The organism is Streptomyces sichuanensis (assembly GCF_020328095.1).
Classification (GTDB): Bacteria; Actinomycetota; Actinomycetes; order Streptomycetales; family Streptomycetaceae; genus Streptomyces; species Streptomyces cinnamoneus.
In genome coordinates this window covers 71564-88883 of sequence record NZ_JAIXMK010000011.1, presented here as the reverse complement: position 1 = coordinate 88883, position 17320 = coordinate 71564, and the positions used below count along the sequence as shown (strand labels likewise).

At 72.9% G+C, this 17320-nt stretch carries 12 protein-coding genes and 1 pseudogene; 9 read left to right on the top strand and 4 right to left on the bottom strand.

The features are described 5' to 3' along the window. Positions 1-126 precede the first annotated feature (126 nt). Both LE181_RS06045 and LE181_RS06040 read right to left on the bottom strand, forming a co-directional pair. A complete protein-coding gene (locus LE181_RS06045) occupies positions 127-783 on the bottom strand; it encodes an MBL fold metallo-hydrolase (protein WP_225660095.1) in 657 nt (218 codons plus the stop codon). 9 nt (positions 784-792) lie between these two features. Continuing rightward, positions 793-1485, bottom strand: coding sequence for a maleylpyruvate isomerase family mycothiol-dependent enzyme (locus LE181_RS06040; protein WP_225660094.1), 693 nt, complete (start codon positions 1483-1485; stop codon positions 793-795). Between the two features lie 212 nt (positions 1486-1697). On the opposite strand from LE181_RS06040, the gene uvrA reads away from it, so the two are divergent. Continuing rightward, positions 1698-4754 carry an excinuclease ABC subunit UvrA gene (uvrA, locus tag LE181_RS06035; protein ID WP_225660093.1) on the top strand — a complete coding sequence of 1019 codons (3057 nt, stop codon included), beginning with the start codon at positions 1698-1700 and terminating at the stop codon, positions 4752-4754. Between the two features lie 460 nt (positions 4755-5214). Here the strand turns inward: uvrA and LE181_RS06030 are convergent, their stop codons facing one another. After that, on the bottom strand, positions 5215-6141 hold the full coding sequence (locus tag LE181_RS06030) for a carbohydrate kinase family protein (protein ID WP_225660092.1): 927 nt from the start codon (positions 6139-6141) through the stop codon (positions 5215-5217). 90 nt (positions 6142-6231) lie between these two features. Here LE181_RS06030 and LE181_RS06025 point away from each other — a divergent pair, with 90 nt between their 5' ends. After that, positions 6232-6666 (top strand): Rieske (2Fe-2S) protein, encoded by a 435-nt coding sequence (locus tag LE181_RS06025; RefSeq protein ID WP_225660091.1) that lies wholly within the window; start codon positions 6232-6234, stop codon positions 6664-6666. Positions 6667-6684: 18 nt separating this feature from the next. Here LE181_RS06025 and LE181_RS06020 read toward each other — a convergent pair whose 3' ends face one another. Further along, complete coding sequence (locus LE181_RS06020) at positions 6685-7626, bottom strand: hypothetical protein (RefSeq protein WP_225660090.1); 942 nt, start codon at positions 7624-7626, stop codon at positions 6685-6687. Positions 7627-7965: 339 nt separating this feature from the next. Between LE181_RS06020 and LE181_RS06015 the strand changes: the two genes are divergently transcribed. From LE181_RS06015 to LE181_RS05985, 7 genes and pseudogenes are all read left to right on the top strand, one after another. Beyond that, positions 7966-8589 carry a papain-like cysteine protease family protein gene (locus tag LE181_RS06015; RefSeq protein WP_225660089.1) on the top strand — a complete coding sequence of 208 codons (624 nt, stop codon included), beginning with the start codon at positions 7966-7968 and terminating at the stop codon, positions 8587-8589. 5 nt (positions 8590-8594) lie between these two features. Beyond that, on the top strand, positions 8595-9464 hold the full coding sequence (locus LE181_RS06010) for a hypothetical protein (RefSeq protein ID WP_225660138.1): 870 nt from the start codon (positions 8595-8597) through the stop codon (positions 9462-9464). A gap of 172 nt (positions 9465-9636) precedes the next feature. Then, the gene (uvrC, locus tag LE181_RS06005) at positions 9637-11607 is read left to right on the top strand and encodes an excinuclease ABC subunit UvrC (RefSeq protein ID WP_225660088.1); all 1971 of its coding nucleotides are present in this window, start codon (positions 9637-9639) and stop codon (positions 11605-11607) included. 172 nt (positions 11608-11779) lie between these two features. After that, complete coding sequence (gene rapZ / locus LE181_RS06000) at positions 11780-12682, top strand: RNase adapter RapZ (protein WP_190110952.1); 903 nt, start codon at positions 11780-11782, stop codon at positions 12680-12682. After that, on the top strand, positions 12679-13728 hold the full coding sequence (locus tag LE181_RS05995; protein ID WP_225660086.1) for a gluconeogenesis factor YvcK family protein: 1050 nt from the start codon (positions 12679-12681) through the stop codon (positions 13726-13728). Before rapZ ends, LE181_RS05995 begins: the two co-directional genes overlap by 4 nt. After that, positions 13719-14726: a DNA-binding protein WhiA gene (gene whiA / locus LE181_RS05990; protein WP_071964484.1), complete on the top strand. Its 1008-nt coding sequence runs from the start codon at positions 13719-13721 to the stop codon at positions 14724-14726. The genes LE181_RS05995 and whiA overlap by 10 nt, the downstream gene beginning before the upstream one ends. Before the next feature lie 185 nt (positions 14727-14911). Further along, a pseudogene (locus tag LE181_RS05985) lies at positions 14912-17140 on the top strand (M14 family metallopeptidase); the annotation flags it as partial. Positions 17141-17320 lie beyond the last annotated feature (180 nt).

Here is a 17320-nt window from a genome sequence, read left to right as displayed (position 1 = left end):
GTACTGCCCAACTTCCCTGCCGGGTGCAGGAAACGGGGCGTGCGGAAGTGTTCCCGGGGGCGCGTGGGGAGGGCGCCGTCCGCCCGCTGTGCGGACGGCGCGCTCCCCCTGGCGCCCCGGGGGGACTCACCAGCCGCGCTCGCGCCACTCCGCGAGGTGCGGGCGCTCGGTGCCCAGGGTGGTGTCGTTGCCGTGGCCCGGGTAGACCCAGGTCTCGTCGGAGAGCTCGCCGAAGATCTTGGTCTCGACGTCGTCGATGAGGCTGGCGAACGCCTTGGGGTCGTCGTGCGTGTTGCCCACGCCGCCGGGGAAGAGGCAGTCGCCGGTGAACACGTGGGCGTGGCCGTGCGGGTCGTCGTAGACCAGCGCGATGCTGCCCGGGGTGTGGCCGACCAGGTGGCGGGCCGTCAGCTCCACCCGGCCGACGCGGATGGTGTCGCCGTCGTCGACGAGCACGTCGGTGGGCACCGGAATGCCCTCGGCGTCCTCGCGGCCCGCGTAGGTGCGGGCGCCGGTGGCGTCCACCACCTCGCGCAGCGCGCCCCAGTGGTCGGCGTGCTGATGGGTCGTCACGACCGAGGTGATGCCGCTGTCGCCGATCAGGGCGAGCAGCGTGTGGGGCTCGGCGGCGGCGTCGATCAGCAGCTGCTCGTCCGTTGCGCGGCAACGCAGCAGATAGGCATTGTTGTTCATCGGCCCGACCGCGACCTTGGAGATCATCAGATCGGCCAACTCGTGTACGTCCGCAGGTCCGCCGACCTCTACTGCTCCGCTGTACGTCATGGGGGCAGCCTATAGCGGAGGCAGAACGGGGAGCGGAGCGCCACCTGCTTCGGGTGCGGGGGCCGTGTCGTCCCGGCGCCCGGCGAGCCAGCACATCAGGGCGGGGGCCGTGCCGGTCACGGTGAGTGGCTCGCCCTCCGCACGGCCGGTGCGCCATGCTCCCCCGTCGGCCGCCTCCAGCCGGAGGGCGGGGACGTCGGGGTGGCCCGTGAAGCGCTCGGCGAGGAAGGCGATCTCCCGGGCGGTGAATTCGGCGGGCAGGTCGGCCGGTTCGTAGCCGATGCCGAGGTCGACGTGGTGCAGCTCGACCTCGATGAGGCGGCGGAAGGGGACGCGGGCGGCGGAGTCGGTCACGCCGTTGCGCAGGGTGACCGTGCGGCCCCAGTCGGCGGGGGCGTCGGTGGTGCGCCGGAAGCGGGCCGCGCTCTCGCGCAGGTCGGCGAGGTGGGTGGCCGCCGGCCGGGCGGCGTCGCGCTCGATGTCGGCGTCGCGCGCCTCGGCGCTCGCGTACATGGGGCGGCCCTCCAGAACGTTCACGAGGGCGTCGGCGTTGCGGGCGAGGTGGGCCAGGACGTGGCCACGGCTCCAGCCGGGAAGCCGTGACGGCCCCGCCACCGCCGCGTTGTCCAGGGTGCCGACCGCGGAGAGCAGCCGGTCGGTCGCTTCGCGTACGGCGTTCAGGTCGTGCACGTGATCGATCATGCGGCCGACGATAGTCCGGTGACCCCTTCGGGTGAAGGAGGTGGATCCCGCCCGTAAATCGAATGCGCGTGCTATATGGTCGGGAGAGGCATTGCTTACGGCATCCGAGTGAACCGAGCTTTGTCAGAGGCCCCCCGTACTCTGGATCGAAGGGGCACGGCGCACCCCGCAGCTCCCCCCAGAGCCGACTCTCAAGAAAGGTGCCGACCGGCGTGGCAGACCGTCTCATCGTCCGTGGCGCTCGCGAGCACAACCTCAAGAACGTCTCGCTCGACCTCCCGCGTGACTCCCTCATCGTGTTCACCGGGCTCTCCGGGTCGGGCAAGTCCTCCCTCGCGTTCGACACGATCTTCGCCGAGGGGCAGCGCCGCTACGTCGAGTCGCTCTCCTCCTACGCACGGCAGTTCCTCGGGCAGATGGACAAGCCCGACGTGGACTTCATCGAGGGCCTGTCCCCGGCCGTCTCCATCGACCAGAAGTCGACCTCGCGCAACCCGCGCTCGACGGTCGGCACCATCACGGAGGTCTACGACTACCTCCGCCTCCTCTTCGCCCGCATCGGCAAGCCGCACTGCCCCGAGTGCGCGCGCCCGATCTCCCGGCAGTCGCCGCAGGCGATCGTCGACCGCGTGCTGGAGCTGCCCGAGGGCAGCCGCTTCCAGGTGCTCTCCCCGCTGGTGCGCGAGCGCAAGGGCGAGTTCGTCGATCTCTTCTCCGACCTGCAGACCAAGGGCTACAGCCGGGCCCGGGTCGACGGCGAGACGATCCAGCTCTCCGACCCGCCCAAGCTGAAGAAGCAGGAGAAGCACACCATCGAGGTGGTCGTCGACCGCCTCACCGTCAAGGACAGCGCCAAGCGCCGGCTGACCGACTCGGTCGAGACCGCGCTGGGCCTGTCCGGCGGCATGGTCATCCTCGACTTCGTCGACCTCGCCGAGGACGACCCCGAGCGCGAGCGGATGTTCTCCGAGCACCTCTACTGCCCGTACGACGACCTCTCCTTCGAGGAGCTGGAGCCGCGCTCCTTCTCCTTCAACTCGCCCTTCGGCGCCTGCCCCGACTGCACCGGCATCGGCACGCGCATGGAGGTCGACCCCGAGCTGATCGTCCCCGACCCGGACAAGAGCCTCGACGAGGGCGCCATCAGCCCCTGGTCGCACGGCCACACCAAGGACTACTTCAGCCGTCTGGTCGGCGCCCTCGCCGGCGAGCTGGGCTTCCGCACGGACATCCCCTGGGCCGGCCTGCCGCAGCGCGCCAAGAAGGCGCTCCTGAACGGCCACCGCACGCAGATCGAGGTCCGCTACCGCAACCGCTACGGGCGCGAGCGCGCGTACACCACGGCCTTCGAGGGCGCGGTCCCGTTCGTCAAGCGGCGCCACTCCGAGGCCGAGAGCGACGCGAGCCGCGAGCGCTTCGAGGGGTACATGCGCGAGGTGCACTGCCCGACCTGTGAGGGCACGCGGCTCAAGCCGATCGTCCTCGCGGTCACCGTGCAGGGCCGCTCCATCGCGGAGGTCTCCGCGATGTCGATCAGCGACTGTGCCGACTTCCTGCGCGACATGAAGCTCACCGGCCGCGAGAAGAAGATCGCCGAGCGGGTGCTCAAGGAGGTCAACGAGCGGCTGAAGTTCCTCGTCGACGTCGGCCTGGACTACCTCTCGCTCAACCGCGCCGCGGGCACCCTCTCCGGCGGCGAGGCGCAGCGCATCCGGCTCGCCACGCAGATCGGCTCCGGGCTGGTGGGCGTGCTCTACGTCCTGGACGAGCCCTCCATCGGCCTGCACCAGCGGGACAACCACCGCCTCATCGAGACCCTCGTCCGCCTGCGCGACATGGGCAACACCCTCATCGTCGTCGAGCACGACGAGGACACCATCAAGGTCGCCGACTGGGTCGTCGACATCGGCCCGGGCGCCGGCGAGCACGGCGGCAAGGTCGTCCACAGCGGTCCCCTCAAGGAGCTGCTGAGCAGCGAGGCGTCGATGACCGGGCAGTACCTGTCCGGCAAGCGGTCGATCCCCACCCCGGACATCCGCCGGCCCGTCGACGGCTCGCGGCGGCTGACGGTGCGCGGCGCGCGCGAGAACAACCTGCGCGACATCGACGTGTCCTTCCCGCTCGGGGTGCTCACGGCCGTCACCGGCGTCTCCGGTTCCGGTAAGTCGACGCTGGTCAACGACATCCTGTACACCCACCTGGCGCGCGAGCTCCAGGGCGCCCGGGCGGTCCCCGGCCGGCACACGCGCGTGGACGGCGACGACCTGGTCGACAAGGTCGTGCACGTCGACCAGTCGCCCATCGGCCGGACGCCCCGCTCCAACCCGGCGACGTACACCGGCGTCTTCGACCACGTCCGCAAGCTGTTCGCCGAGACGATGGAGGCGAAGGTGCGCGGCTACCTGCCGGGCCGCTTCTCCTTCAACGTCAAGGGCGGCCGCTGCGAGAACTGCTCCGGCGACGGCACGATCAAGATCGAGATGAACTTCCTGCCGGACGTGTACGTGCCGTGCGAGGTCTGCCACGGGGCGCGCTACAACCGGGAGACCCTGGAGGTCCACTACAAGGGCAAGTCCATCGCCGAGGTGCTGGACATGCCGATCGAGGAGGCGCTGAGCTTCTTCGAGGCCGTGCCGACCATCGCCCGGCACCTGCGCACCCTCCACGACGTGGGCCTGGGCTACGTACGACTGGGCCAGTCCGCGCCGACGCTCTCCGGCGGCGAGGCACAGCGCGTGAAGCTCGCGAGCGAGCTGCAGAAGCGGTCGACGGGGCGGACGGTGTACGTCCTGGACGAGCCGACCACCGGTCTGCACTTCGAGGACATCAGCAAGCTGATCTCCGTGCTGTCCGGTCTCGTCGACAAGGGCAACACCGTGATCGTCATCGAGCACAACCTCGATGTGATCAAGACGGCCGACTGGGTCGTCGACATGGGCCCGGAGGGCGGTGCGGGCGGCGGCCTCGTGGTCGCGGAGGGCACGCCGGAGGAGGTCGCCGCGATCCCGGCCAGCCACACCGGAAAGTTCCTGCGGGAGATGCTCGGCGACCGCGTCAGCGACGCGTCCTCGTCCCCGGCGCCGGCGAAGAAGGCCGCTGCGAAGCGGGCGCCGGCGAAGAAGACGGTGGCGGCGAAGGCCGGTACGGCGAAGAAGACGGTCTCGGCGCGGACCACGGCCGCGCAGAAGGCCACGGCCGCGAAGAAGACGGTCGCCGCGAAGAAGGCGCCCGCCGCCAAGAAGGCGACGACGCGGTCCCGCAAGGCGTAGCGGACCGTCGCCCGGCCGCGCCCGGCCCGGCAACTACCGGGCCCCCGCCGCCGGGCCCCGGCCACTGGCCCCGGACCTCGCGGGCGCCGGCGCCACCGGGCCGGCCGCTGCGGTGGCCGCGGACGCGTGACGCCGTACCAGTGGCCGGCCGGGGATTGTCCCGGCCGGCCGCAGACGCGTTTCGGACCGCGGCCGCCGGCGGCGCCCTGACGCGCCTGCGTCGGTGGCCGGTCCTGTCCGGCCGCGGCGGTGCTGCTCGTGCCGGTGGGCGGTCCGCTACCGCAGTCGTGGCGTCCTGGCGCGCCTGCGGCATGTGGCTGCTCCCCGTCGGCCGCGGCAGTGCTGTTCGCCCCGGTGGGCGGTCCGCTACCGTCGTGGCGCCCTGGCGCGCCTGCGGCTGTGGCTGCCCCGTCGGCCGCGGTCCCCGTCGGCCGCGGCGGTGCTGCTCGCGCCGACGGGCTTACCGGCCCCCGTCACCCAGTTCCGTCGCGTACGGAGGTTCCGCCCCCGCCCGTGAGCAGGTGACGGCGGCCGCCCGGGCGGCGAAGTCCAGGACCGCCTGCCAGGTGGCTCCGTCCAGGGTGGCGAGGGCCTCGGGGGAGAGGGCGCTCAGGCCCGCCAGCCGGTGCAGCAGCGCCGCGTTCACGGTGTCGCCCGCGCTGATCGTGTCCGCGACGTCCACCCGGTGCGCCGGGACCTCGTACGCGCCGCCCGACCGCGTGTGGACGCTCACGCCCTCACCGCCCCGCGTCACCACCACCGCCGCAGGCCCCGCAGCGAGCCAGCCGGTGACGTCCCCGCCCAGCCACGCCGCGTCCTCCGCCGACACCTTCAGCAGGGACACGTACGGCAGCCACGAGTGGAAGCGGGCGCGGTAGGCGTCGGCGTCCGGGATGAGGCCGGCGCGGATGTTGGGGTCGAGCAGGGTGAACACCCCGCGCCGGGACTCGCGCCGCAGCAGCGCCTCGTACGCGCTCGCCCCGGGCTCCAGGACCAGCGAGCACGTTCCCAGGCACAGCGCCCGCGTTCCGTCGGGGAGCGCGTCGGGCAGGGCGAAGAGCCGGTCCGCGGTGCCGTCGGCGTAGAAGCCGTAGCCCGCCGAGCCGTCCGCGCCGACGGCCGCCACCGCCAGCGTCGTCGGCTCCGGGCCGCGCTGGACCAGCGACAGGTCGACGCCCGCCACCCGCAGCCCGCCCAGCAGCGCCTCGCCGAAGGCGTCCACCGACACCCGTGAGCAGAAGGCGGTGGCCGTGCCCAGCCGGCCCAGGGCGAGGGCGGTGTTGTACGGGCCGCCGCCGCACCGCGGCAGCAGGGCCGGCAGGCCACCGTCGCCCCCGGGACCGTCCGGCACGAGGTCGATCAGGGCTTCTCCGGCGACGACGATCACGGGGCTGGTCCTCTCGGTAAGCGGAGCAACTTCTGCCGGTATTGTCGCTACGTCGTATCGCCGCATCACCGTTTCCCCGTTGGAGCTCCCATGTCCGGCCCCTCTGCTTCCTCGGCGTCCCGCCGCACCGTGCTCCGCGGAGCCGCTCTGGCCGGCGCTGCCGGGCTCGGGGCCGCGGCCTGCTCCGGCGCCGCGGGCGGCACCCGGGGACCCGCCGTGCCCACCGCGCCGGTGGACCTGGGGGCGGCGGGCGAGGTGCCCGTGGGCGGGGCCCGGCTCTTCCGCGAGCAGAAGCTGGTCGTCTCGCAGCCCGCCGCGGGGGAGTACAAGGCGTTCAGCGCCGTGTGCACGCACGCCGGCTGCGTCGTGGACAAGGTCGAGGACGGCAAGGTCAGCTGCCCCTGCCACGGCAGCACGTTCGACGCCACCACCGGCAAGGTGCTCCAGGGCCCCGCCGGCGCACCCCTGCCCACCGTCCCCGTCAAGGCGGACGGCGGCAAGCTCATCGCGGGCCCGGACGCCTGACCGCGCGGAACGGGGCGGCTACGACCAGTCCCAGGCGATCCCCAGGATGCCCGGCCGCACGCCCTGTTCCACCAGGTGCACCCCCCGGTGCCGCCCCGTGAGCGTCAGCTCCTGCTGCCCGCAGCGCGGCGCCCCCGCCGAGGTCTGGCTGAAGCGGCGGCAGCGCACCGGCAGGGCCGCGTCGTCGAAGCGCACCTGCAGGACGTACTGTCCGCCCGCGAAGCTGAACCCGCGGACGTACTCGCTGCTCGCACCGCCTGTGCCGTCCTCGAAGCCGTAGCCGAAGACATGGGTGTCACCGGCCCGCAGCCGGGTGTCGAAGAGCAGCTCGGCGACGAGCACTCCGGTCGCCTCGTCCCAGCGGAGGCGGCCCACCCGGCAGTTCTCGGTGGCCCGCACGGCCACCCGCCCCGGATCGCAGCCCTCGTCGCCGTGGTGGATGGCCACGTAGCGGTCCACGCCGTCGCGGTGCGCCCGCACCACGTGCTGCGACGTACGGCTGCGCAGCTCGCGCCGCGCACCGACGAGCACCCGCTCCAGCTGGCAGACGGTGTGCAGCCCGCCGTCCTCCGGCGACTCCAGGTCCGTCAGCAACCGGTGCACGGTCCGGGACTCCTCCACCAGCGAGCGGTAGGAGCGGGCCGCCGGCCGTTCCGCGGCGGGCCGCCCGGCGGGCTCCAGCAGCAGCCGGGTCAGGGCCTGCGCGGGCAGTTCCAGCACCTCCTCCAGCATCCGCACGGCCCGCAGGGATTCGGGGCGGCGGGGCCGGCGGGCACCCTGCTGCCAGTAACTCAGGCTCGTCACGCCGACCTTCACGCCGCGCTGCGCCAGCCGGTGCTGGACGCGGTGCAGGGCGAGCCCGCGCGCCGACAGCGCCGTGCGCAGGGCCAGGTGGAACGGGCCCGTGCGCAGCGCCTGCGCCAGTTCGGCCTCGGCAGCGCGTGTGCCGCTGGGTGCCATTCGCTCGCTCCTTCGTGAGGCTTCGTGGCGAAGCTCCTCCGCTGCGGACGCCGCGGCACGTGCCGCACGGCCCTTTTATGCAACGGTCCTCTGTAAATCCCCCTGTAAAGCCCCGTGTTGCCCGTGAATGTTCACGAACGGCGAGATGGACGCCGGGGGCCGGGAGCGTTGCATTCCTCCTGGGCGGGCATCGGCCGTTCACATGCACGCCGCCCCGTTCACACCACGTCCCTGCGCGGTATTGAAGCCGGTTGACCAGTCCCCGACAACACCCGATGCTCCTCACACGCGTCCGGACGCGCTCCTCCACCACAACCCCCCGCCACGGGAGGAACGCACATGACCCGTGCCCCGGCATCGGCGAACGAAGGAAAGACCCGCATACGCGGCAGACGGCTGTCCCTGGCGGCTCTCGTCGCCTCCGCCCTGCTCGTCGTCCCCACAACGGCGACCGCGGCGGCCGGCGAACAGCACGCCCTGCACGCGGCCAACAGACTCAACATCTCGATGCAGGCGCAGCAGCAGACGAACTGGTGCTGGGCCGCGTCCGGCAACACCATCACCACCTGGATGGGCCGCACCTACAGCCAGAACCAGTTCTGCAACGCCGCGTTCAACCGCACCCAGGGCACGACGTGCCCCAACAACCAGGCCACCCTCGGCAACGTCCAGAACGCCCTCGCCTGGGCCGGCATCAACCGGGGCTCGTACGTCAGCGGCTGGCTGCGCTACGCGACCGTGAAGGCGGAGATCGACGCGGGCCGCCCCGTCGAGACCCGCATCGGATGGCAGTCCGGCGGCGGCCACATGCACGTCCTCTACGGGTATGACGACGCGGGCAGCCTCGTCTACTGGGGCGACCCCTGGCCCTCCAGCAACCGCTACAACTGGGCGTCCCACGACTGGTACGTCAGCAACAGCCAGTTCGCCTGGACCCACTCCCTCTACCGGATCGGGGCGTGAGGACCATGACGAACCGCGACCACTCCCGGCGCAACGCGGCCCGTGCGGCGGCCGCAGGCGCCCTGACCGCCGCGCTGCTCGGCCTCGCCCCCCTGGCGCACGCCGCGCCGCCGTCCACCCCCGCCCCGCCCCCGGCCGCAGGACTCGCCGAGGCCCACGACGCGGCGGCGGCACCCGCGAACCTGGAGACCCTCTCGCGCTTCTTCGCCCGCGACGGTGCCATCGCCCCGGGCCGGGCGAAGCCGCGGATCGAGGGCGCGACGGTGCCCGTGTACACGCTCGCGCCGGAGTTCGTGGCCGGCCGGGACGGGGCCGCCATCGCCTCGCTCGACTTCCTCGCCAGCACGGCGGTGGCGGCCGACGGGCAGCGGGCCTCGGTGTGGACCGTCCGTACCGGGGGCGGCTGGAAGGTCGTCAACATCGCCACCGGTGACGACGAGACACGCTACGCAGCCGAGGGCGCCCGCAGGCTCGGCGGCGGCACCGTCTTCCGCGAGCCCCAGATCAACGCCTGGTACGTGCAGCGCGGCGACCGCGTCCTGCCGCTCGACGAGGACGCCGTCCGCGCGATCGGCGACGGGGGCACCACCGTCGAGGCGTACCGGGCCCGCGTGCACGAGCAGTACGGCGACAAGCTGCCCGGCTCCGCCTATGCGAAGAAGGGCGTGGCCGGCGGCTTCGAGGAGCACGCCGGAAGCACCGAGAACACGAAGAAGTCCGTCGCATCGGTGGCCGATGCGGACCGGCCGGCGACCGCGGCGCCCCAGGGCGACGACGGACCGCCGGCCGCGGCCACCCTCGCGGCGGCCGGAGGGGCGGCGGCCCTGGCCCTCGGCCTGGGAACCGTCGCGGTGCGCAGGTTCCGGCGCCGCTGACGGGCCCGGACCCCCCAGGGCCCCCGCGGCCCCTGAGGGCCACCCCCGCCCCGTCCCCCGCTCCGGCCCCGGCAGCCACCACTGCCGGGGCCGGAGCAGCTCCGTCCGCGGCCCCGCCCCCGGCCGCCCACGGGGCGACGGATTGTCACTGCCCGCAAGTAGGGTGTGTGACATGGCCGACCCCAGCAGCTACCGACCCAAGCCGGGACAGATCCCCGACTCGCCCGGGGTCTACAGATTCCGCGACGAGCACGGGCGCGTGATCTACGTCGGGAAGGCGAAGAGCCTGCGCCAGAGGCTCTCCTCGTACTTCCAGGACCTCGCCGGCCTGCACCCGCGCACCCGCACCATGGTCACCACGGCCGCCTCCGTGGAGTGGACCGTGGTCTCCACCGAGGTCGAGGCGCTCCAGCTCGAATACTCCTGGATCAAGGAGTACGACCCGCGGTTCAACGTGAAGTACCGCGACGACAAGAGCTACCCCTCCCTCGCGGTCACCATGGGCGAGGAGTTCCCCCGCGTCCAGGTCATGCGCGGCCCCAAGAAGAAGGGTGTGCGCTACTTCGGCCCGTACGCCCACGCCTGGGCCATCCGCGAGACCGTCGACCTGATGCTGCGCGTCTTCCCCGTACGCACCTGCTCGGCGGGGGTGTTCAAGCGCTCCGCCCAGATCGGCCGCCCCTGTCTGCTCGGCTACATCGGCAAGTGCTCGGCCCCCTGCGTCGGCCGCGTCACCGCCGAGGAGCACCGCGAACTGGCCGAGGAGTTCTGCGACTTCATGGCCGGCCGTACGGGCGCGTACATCCGTCGTTTGGAACGGCAGATGCAGGATGCCGCCGAGGAGATGGAGTACGAGAAGGCGGCCCGGCTGCGGGACGACATAGAGGCGCTCCGCCGCGCCCTGGAGAAGAACGCCGTCGTCCTGGCCGACGCCACCGACGCCGACCTGATCGCGGTCGCCGAGGACGAACTCGAAGCCGCCGTGCAGATCTTCCACGTCCGCGGCGGCCGGGTGCGTGGCCAGCGCGGCTGGGTCACCGACAAGGTCGAGGCCGTCGACACCGCCGGGCTCGTCGAGCACGCCCTGCAGCAGCTCTACGGCGAGGAGAGCGGCGACGCGGTCCCCAAGGAGGTGCTGGTGCCCGCCCTGCCCGAGCCGTCCGGGCCCGTCGTCCAGTGGCTGACCGAGCGCCGCGGCGCCCGCGTGGACCTGCGCATCCCCCAGCGCGGCGACAAGAAGGACCTGATGGCCACCGTCCAGCGCAACGCCCAGCAGGCGCTCGTGCTGCACAAGACCAAGCGCGCCTCCGACCTCACCACCCGCTCCCGGGCCCTGGAGGAGATCGCCGAGGCCCTCGGCCTGGACTCCGCGCCGCTGCGCATCGAGTGCTTCGACATCTCCCACCTGCAGGGGCAGGACGTGGTGGCGTCCATGGTCGTCTTCGAGGACGGCCTGGCCCGCAAGAGCGAGTACCGCCGCTTCCAGATCAAAGGCTTCGCCGGACAGGACGACGTGCGGTCCATGCACGAGGTCGTCGGCCGGCGCTTCCGCCGCTACCTCGCGGAGAGCCTGAAGACGGGGGAGCTGACGCACGAGACGGACGGCGAGGTGCCGGCCGAGGCCGACGACCGGCCCAAGCGCTTCGCCTACCCGCCCCAGCTCGTCGTCGTCGACGGCGGCAAGCCGCAGGTCGCCGCCGCCCAGCGGGCGCTCGACGAGCTCGGCGTCACCGACGTGGCCGTCTGCGGCCTGGCCAAGCGGCTGGAGGAGGTCTGGCTGCCGGACGACGACGACCCGGTCGTCCTGCCGCGCACCAGCGAGGGCCTCTACCTCCTGCAGCGCGTCCGCGACGAGGCGCACCGCTTCGCCATCTCCTACCAGCGCAGCAAGCGCACCAAGACCCTCAGGGCCGGTCCGCTCGACACGGTGCCCGGCCTCGGCAGCACCCGCAAGCAGGCCCTGCTGAAACACTTCGGCTCGGTCAAGCGGCTGCGGGCCGCGACCATCGAGCAGATCTGCGAGACACCCGGCATCGGCCGCAAGACGGCCGAGACGATCGCCGCGGCGCTCGCTGCGGCAGCCCCGCCCGCCCCTGCCGTCAACACGGCGACGGGCGAGATCATGGACGACGCGGAGGAATGATGGACCTGGCCGCACAGGACGGCTCCCGCGGACGGCGCGCCGACCGGCGCCGCCCGCGGTCCGGGCCGTCGGCCCGGGAAAGCCGCAGTATGGAAGAGAGGACGGCGCCGGCGGCGCCGTCGGCAGAACGGGGGAAGACAGCATGAACGTGACCGACCGGGACGGAGCAAAGGTGAGTACGGGCACGACGGCGGATGCGACCGGCGAGGCAGCGGGCATCCCGGAGCTGGTGATCATCTCCGGCATGTCGGGGGCGGGGCGCAGCACCGCCGCCAAGTGTCTGGAGGACCTGGGCTGGTTCGTGGTGGACAACCTGCCGCCCGCACTGATCCCCACCATGGTGGACCTCGGCGCCCGCTCGCAGGGCAACGTGGCCCGCATCGCCGTGGTCGTGGACGTGCGCGGCCGCCGCTTCTTCGACAACCTCCGCGAGTCCCTGGCGGACCTCGCGGCGAAGAAGGTCAAGCGCCGGGTGATCTTCCTGGAGGCGTCCGACGACGCCCTGGTGCGCCGCTTCGAGTCGGTGCGCCGCCCGCACCCGCTGCAGGGTTCCGGCCGCATCGTCGACGGCATCGCCGCCGAGCGCGACCTGCTGCGCGAGCTGCGGGGCGACGCCGACCTGGTCATCGACACCTCCAGCCTCAACGTCCACGAGCTGCGCGCCAAGATGGACGCCCAGTTCGCCGGCGAGGAGGAGCCGGAGCTGCGCGCCACCGTCATGTCGTTCGGCTTCAAGTACGGCCTGCCCGTCGACGCCGACCTCGTGGTCGACTGCCGCTTCCTGCCGAACCCGCACTGGGTCCCGGAGCTGCGGCCCTTCACCGGCCTCAACGAGGAGGTCTCGGGCTACGTCTTCAACCAGCCCGGCGCCAAGGAGTTCCTCGACCGCTACACCGAGCTCCTGCAGCTCATCGCCGCCGGCTACCGCCGCGAGGGCAAGCGGTACGTGACGATCGCGGTCGGCTGCACCGGCGGCAAGCACCGCTCCGTCGCCATGTCCGAGAAGCTCGCCCACCGACTCGTCTCGGAGGGTGTCGAGACCGTCGTCGTCCACCGGGACATGGGGCGCGAGTGACCGGCCGCACCTCCCGGATGCGCCGCGTCGGCAGACTGGTCCCCGGCCGCCGGCGCGGCGCCGAGGGCCGCCCGGGCCGTGGCGCGCAGCCCAAGGTCGTCGCCCTCGGCGGCGGCCACGGGCTGTCCGCCTCCCTCGCCGCGCTCCGCCGGATCACCGGCGACCTCACGGCCGTCGTCACCGTCGCCGACGACGGCGGCTCCAGCGGCCGGCTCCGCCAGGAGCTGGGTGTGCTGCCCCCGGGCGACCTGCGCAAGGCCCTCGCGGCGCTGTGCGGCGACGACGACTGGGGCCAGACGTGGGCCCGCGTGATCAAGCACCGCTTCGAGAGCCAGGGGGAGCTGCACGGCCACGCCGTCGGCAACCTCCTCATCGTCGCCCTCTGGGAGCAGCTGGGCGACCACGTGCAGGCCCTGGACCTGGTCGGCAAGCTGCTCGGCGCGCACGGCCGGGTGCTGCCCATGTCGGCGGTCCCGCTGGAGCTCCAGGCGCTCGTCCGCGGCCACGACCCGGCCGCGCCCGACGCGGTCACCACCGTGCGCGGCCAGGCCACCGTGGCCCTCACCCCCGGCGAGGTGCAGTCCGTGCACGTCGTCCCCGAGGACCCGCCGGCGGTCCCCGAGGCCGTCGAGGCGGTGCTGGACGCGGACTGGGTGGTGCTCGGCCCGGGCTCCTGGTTCTCCTCCGTCATCCCGCACCTGCTGGTGCCCGAGCTGCTGCAGGCCCTGCAGGAGACCAAGGCCCGCCGCGTGCTGTCGTTGAACCTCGCACCGCAGCCCGGGGAAACCGATGGCTTCTCCCCGCAGCGTCATTTGGAGGTTTTGGCCCGACACGCCCCTAAACTCGCCCTGGACGTGGTGCTGGCCGACGAGGCCGCCGTGCCCGACCGGGACAGCCTCACGGACGCCGCCAAGCGCCTGGGGGCGACGGTCGAGCTGGCGCCGGTCGCCTCCCCCGACGGCTGCCCGACGCACGACCCGGAGCTGTTGGCCGCCGCGTACGACCGTATTTTTCGGATGCATGGAAGGATCGGCCCATGGCGATGACGGCAGCGGTGAAGGACGAAATCTCCCGGCTTCCCGTCACCCGGACCTGCTGCCGGAAAGCGGAGGTCTCGGCGATCCTGCGGTTCGCGGGCGGGCTGCACCTGGTCAGCGGACGCATCGTGATCGAGGCGGAGCTGGACACCGGGATCGCGGCCCGGCGGCTGCGCAAGGACATCCTGGAGATCTTCGGACACGCCTCCGACCTGGTGGTGATGGCCCCCGGCGGGCTGCGCCGCGGCAGCCGGTACGTGGTGCGGGTGGTGGCGGGCGGTGACCAGCTGGCGCGCCAGACCGGACTGGTCGACGGCCGCGGCCGGCCGATCCGCGGACTGCCTCCGCAGGTCGTCTCCGGTGCCACCTGTGACGCGGAGGCCGCCTGGCGGGGCGCCTTCCTCGCCCACGGTTCGCTCACCGAGCCCGGTCGTTCCTCCTCCCTGGAGGTGACGTGCCCGGGCCCGGAGGCGGCGCTGGCGCTCGTCGGGGCGGCCCGCAGACTGCAGATCGCCGCCAAGGCCCGCGAGGTGCGCGGCGTGGACCGCGTCGTCGTCCGGGACGGTGATGCGATCGGCGCGCTGCTGACGCGGCTCGGCGCCCACGAGTCCGTGCTGGCCTGGGAGGAGCGGCGGATGCGCCGCGAGGTGCGGGCCACCGCCAACCGCCTGGCCAACTTCGACGACGCCAACCTGCGCCGCTCGGCGCGGGCCGCCGTCGCCGCGGGCGCGCGCGTCCAGCGGGCCCTGGAGATCCTCGGCGAGGAGGTGCCCGAGCACCTCGCCGCCGCCGGCCGGCTGCGCATGGAGCACAAGCAGGCATCGCTGGAGGAGCTCGGCGCCCTCGCCGACCCGCCGCTGACCAAGGACGCCGTCGCCGGCCGGATCCGCCGCCTGCTGGCCATGGCCGACAAGCGCGCGCAGGACCTGGGCATCCCCGGCACGGAGTCGAACCTCTCCGACCTGTCCGACCTGTCCGAGGAGATGGCCGAGGGCATGGTCGGCTGACGCCCGGGCCGCCTTCCGGCCGCCGGGGCGCCCCGTCACCGCCCCGTAAACGCCCCCGTCATCCCTGAGGAGACGGGGGCGCCGTGGTGCGGGGTCCGGCGCGAATCGCACCGTTGACATGATCATGAAGGGGCTACAGCCTGACCTCCGTGCACCGACGTGGCAGTCGACAGCAAGGGGGGCTCATGAGACGCAGAAGAACGGGATCGGCGGTCGCGGTCGTCTCGCTGTTACTCGGCGGACCGGCCGTGGCGTCCGCCGCCCAGGCACAGCCGGCCGCGAACACCGCCGCCGCGCCGCAGCCCGGCGCCGACGCACTGGCGGTATGGACCGCCGAGGTCACCAGCGCCCAGGTCCCGATCCTGCTCAGGGCCGGCACCGACGGCCACGAACTGGGCGAACGCATCACCGACGGCAAGAAGGCGGCCGTCGAGCTCCACCTCACCGCCCCGCAGGCCGAGGAGCTGCGCCGGCAGGGCATCGCCCTCACCGAGAAGCGCCCGGCCCGCCCCCAGGGCCTCGGGCCCCAGGGCGACGGGGTCTTCCGCCCGTACAGCGGCGCCCACGGGCTCCGGCAGGAGCTCCTCGACACCTCCGCCGCACACCGCTCCCTCACCAAGCTCGTCAGCCTCGGCCGGACCACGCGCGGGCAGGACATCCTCGCCCTCAAGGTCTCCAAGGACGCCGGTGCCCGGGCCGACGGCGCCAAGCCCGCCGTGCTCTACATGTCCAACCAGCACGCCCGCGAGTGGATCACCCCCGAGATGACCCGGCGGCTGATGCACCACTACCTCGACGGCTACGGCAAGGACGACCGCATCACGAAGATCGTCGACAGCACCGAGCTGTGGTTCGTCCTCTCCGCCAACCCCGACGGCTACGACTTCACCTTCGAAAGCCCCGCCAACCGGCTCTGGCGCAAGAACCTCCGCGACAACAACGGCGACGGGAAGATCACCCCCGGCGACGGCGTCGACCTCAACCGCAATTTCTCCTACAAGTGGGGCTACGACAACGAGGGTTCGTCCCCGCGCCCCGCCTCCGAGACCTACCGTGGCCCCGCCGCCGGATCCGAACCCGAGACCAAGGCCCTGGATGCCTTCCAGAAGAGCCACCGCTTCACCTACGCGGTCAACTACCACTCGGCCGCCGAACTGCTCCTCTACGGCGTCGGCTGGCAGGTGGCCACCCCCACCCCCGACGACGTCCTCTACAAGGCGCTGGCCGGCACCCCGGAGAAGTCCGCGATCCCCGGCTACCACCCCCAGCTCTCCTCCGAGCTGTACACCACCAACGGCGAGGCCGACGGCCACGCGGCCAACGTCAACGGCACGATGATGTTCACCCCCGAGATGGCGACCTGTCAGACGGCCTCCCGGGTGGACCCGGCCGACCGCTGGGACCCGGCCGCCTGCTCTTCCGTCTTCACCTTCCCCGACGACGAGAAGCTGATCCAGCAGGAGTTCACCAAGAACATCCCCTTCGCCCTCTCCGTCGCCGAGACCGCGGCCCACCCCGACCGTCCTTCCTCCGCGGTCGGCCTCGCGGCAGCCGACTTCACCCCGCACGCCTTCACCACCTCCTACGCCCGCGGCAAGGCCCAGACCGTCGCCGTCACCGCCCGCAAGAGCCTGCGCGACAAGCACCTGAACTACCGCATCGACGGCGGCCGCACGCACACCGAGGAGCTACGGGCCTGGGACGGCGGCGACCGTTACGGCGGCGAGGACAACATCCGCTTCGACCAGTACCGCGCCGCGGTCGAAGGGGCCCGGCCCGGCTCCACCGTCAGCGTCTGGTTCACCGGCCGCACCAGCGAGGGCCGGGCGACCGCCAGCGAACCCTTCACCTACACCGTGGCGGAGCACGCCGTGGCCGGGCCTTCCCGCGCCGACACCCTGGTCATTGCCGACGAGGGCGGCTCCGGCGCCGCCCGCCACACCGCCGCCTACGTCAAGGCCCTCGCCGACAACGGCCGCAAGGCCGCCGTCTGGGACGTCGCCCGGCAGGGCGCACCCGACGCCCTGGGCGTCCTCGGGGCCTTCGACACCGTCCTGTGGTACTCCGGCGCCGCCCGCCCCGACGGCGCCACCCTGCTCGCCGTCCGGGACTTCGTCAACGAGGGCGGCAAGCTGATCACCGCCGGAGTCCGGGCGGGCGGCAGCTCCAAGGTCGGTCCCGCCGACACCGACGACTTCAGCCAGTACTACCTGGGCGCGGGCACGCGGACCTCGCACCCCGCCCCGCCCCGCTTCACCGGCACCGGCGAGCTCACCGGCACCACGGCGTCGCTGGCCGGGGCCGGTGGCGGAGCGCTGGAGGCGGGCGGTGCCTACCGGCCCGTCTCCGAGGAGCTGCCGCCCGACGCCTTCCCGCAGTTCCGCAGCGCGGCCGCGGGCCATTACGGCGCGTCACCGGCCGACGCTCCCCGGAGGGTCACCCTCGGTGACGACCGGACCGGTGCCGGGCCGGTGGCGGCCGTCACTACGCGTGACACCGCCCTCCTCGGCTTCGGCCTGGAGAACGTCCCGGACCCCCGCGAGCGCGCCGGGCTCATCGGTGCCGCACTGCGCGCAATTGGCGGCTGACAAACC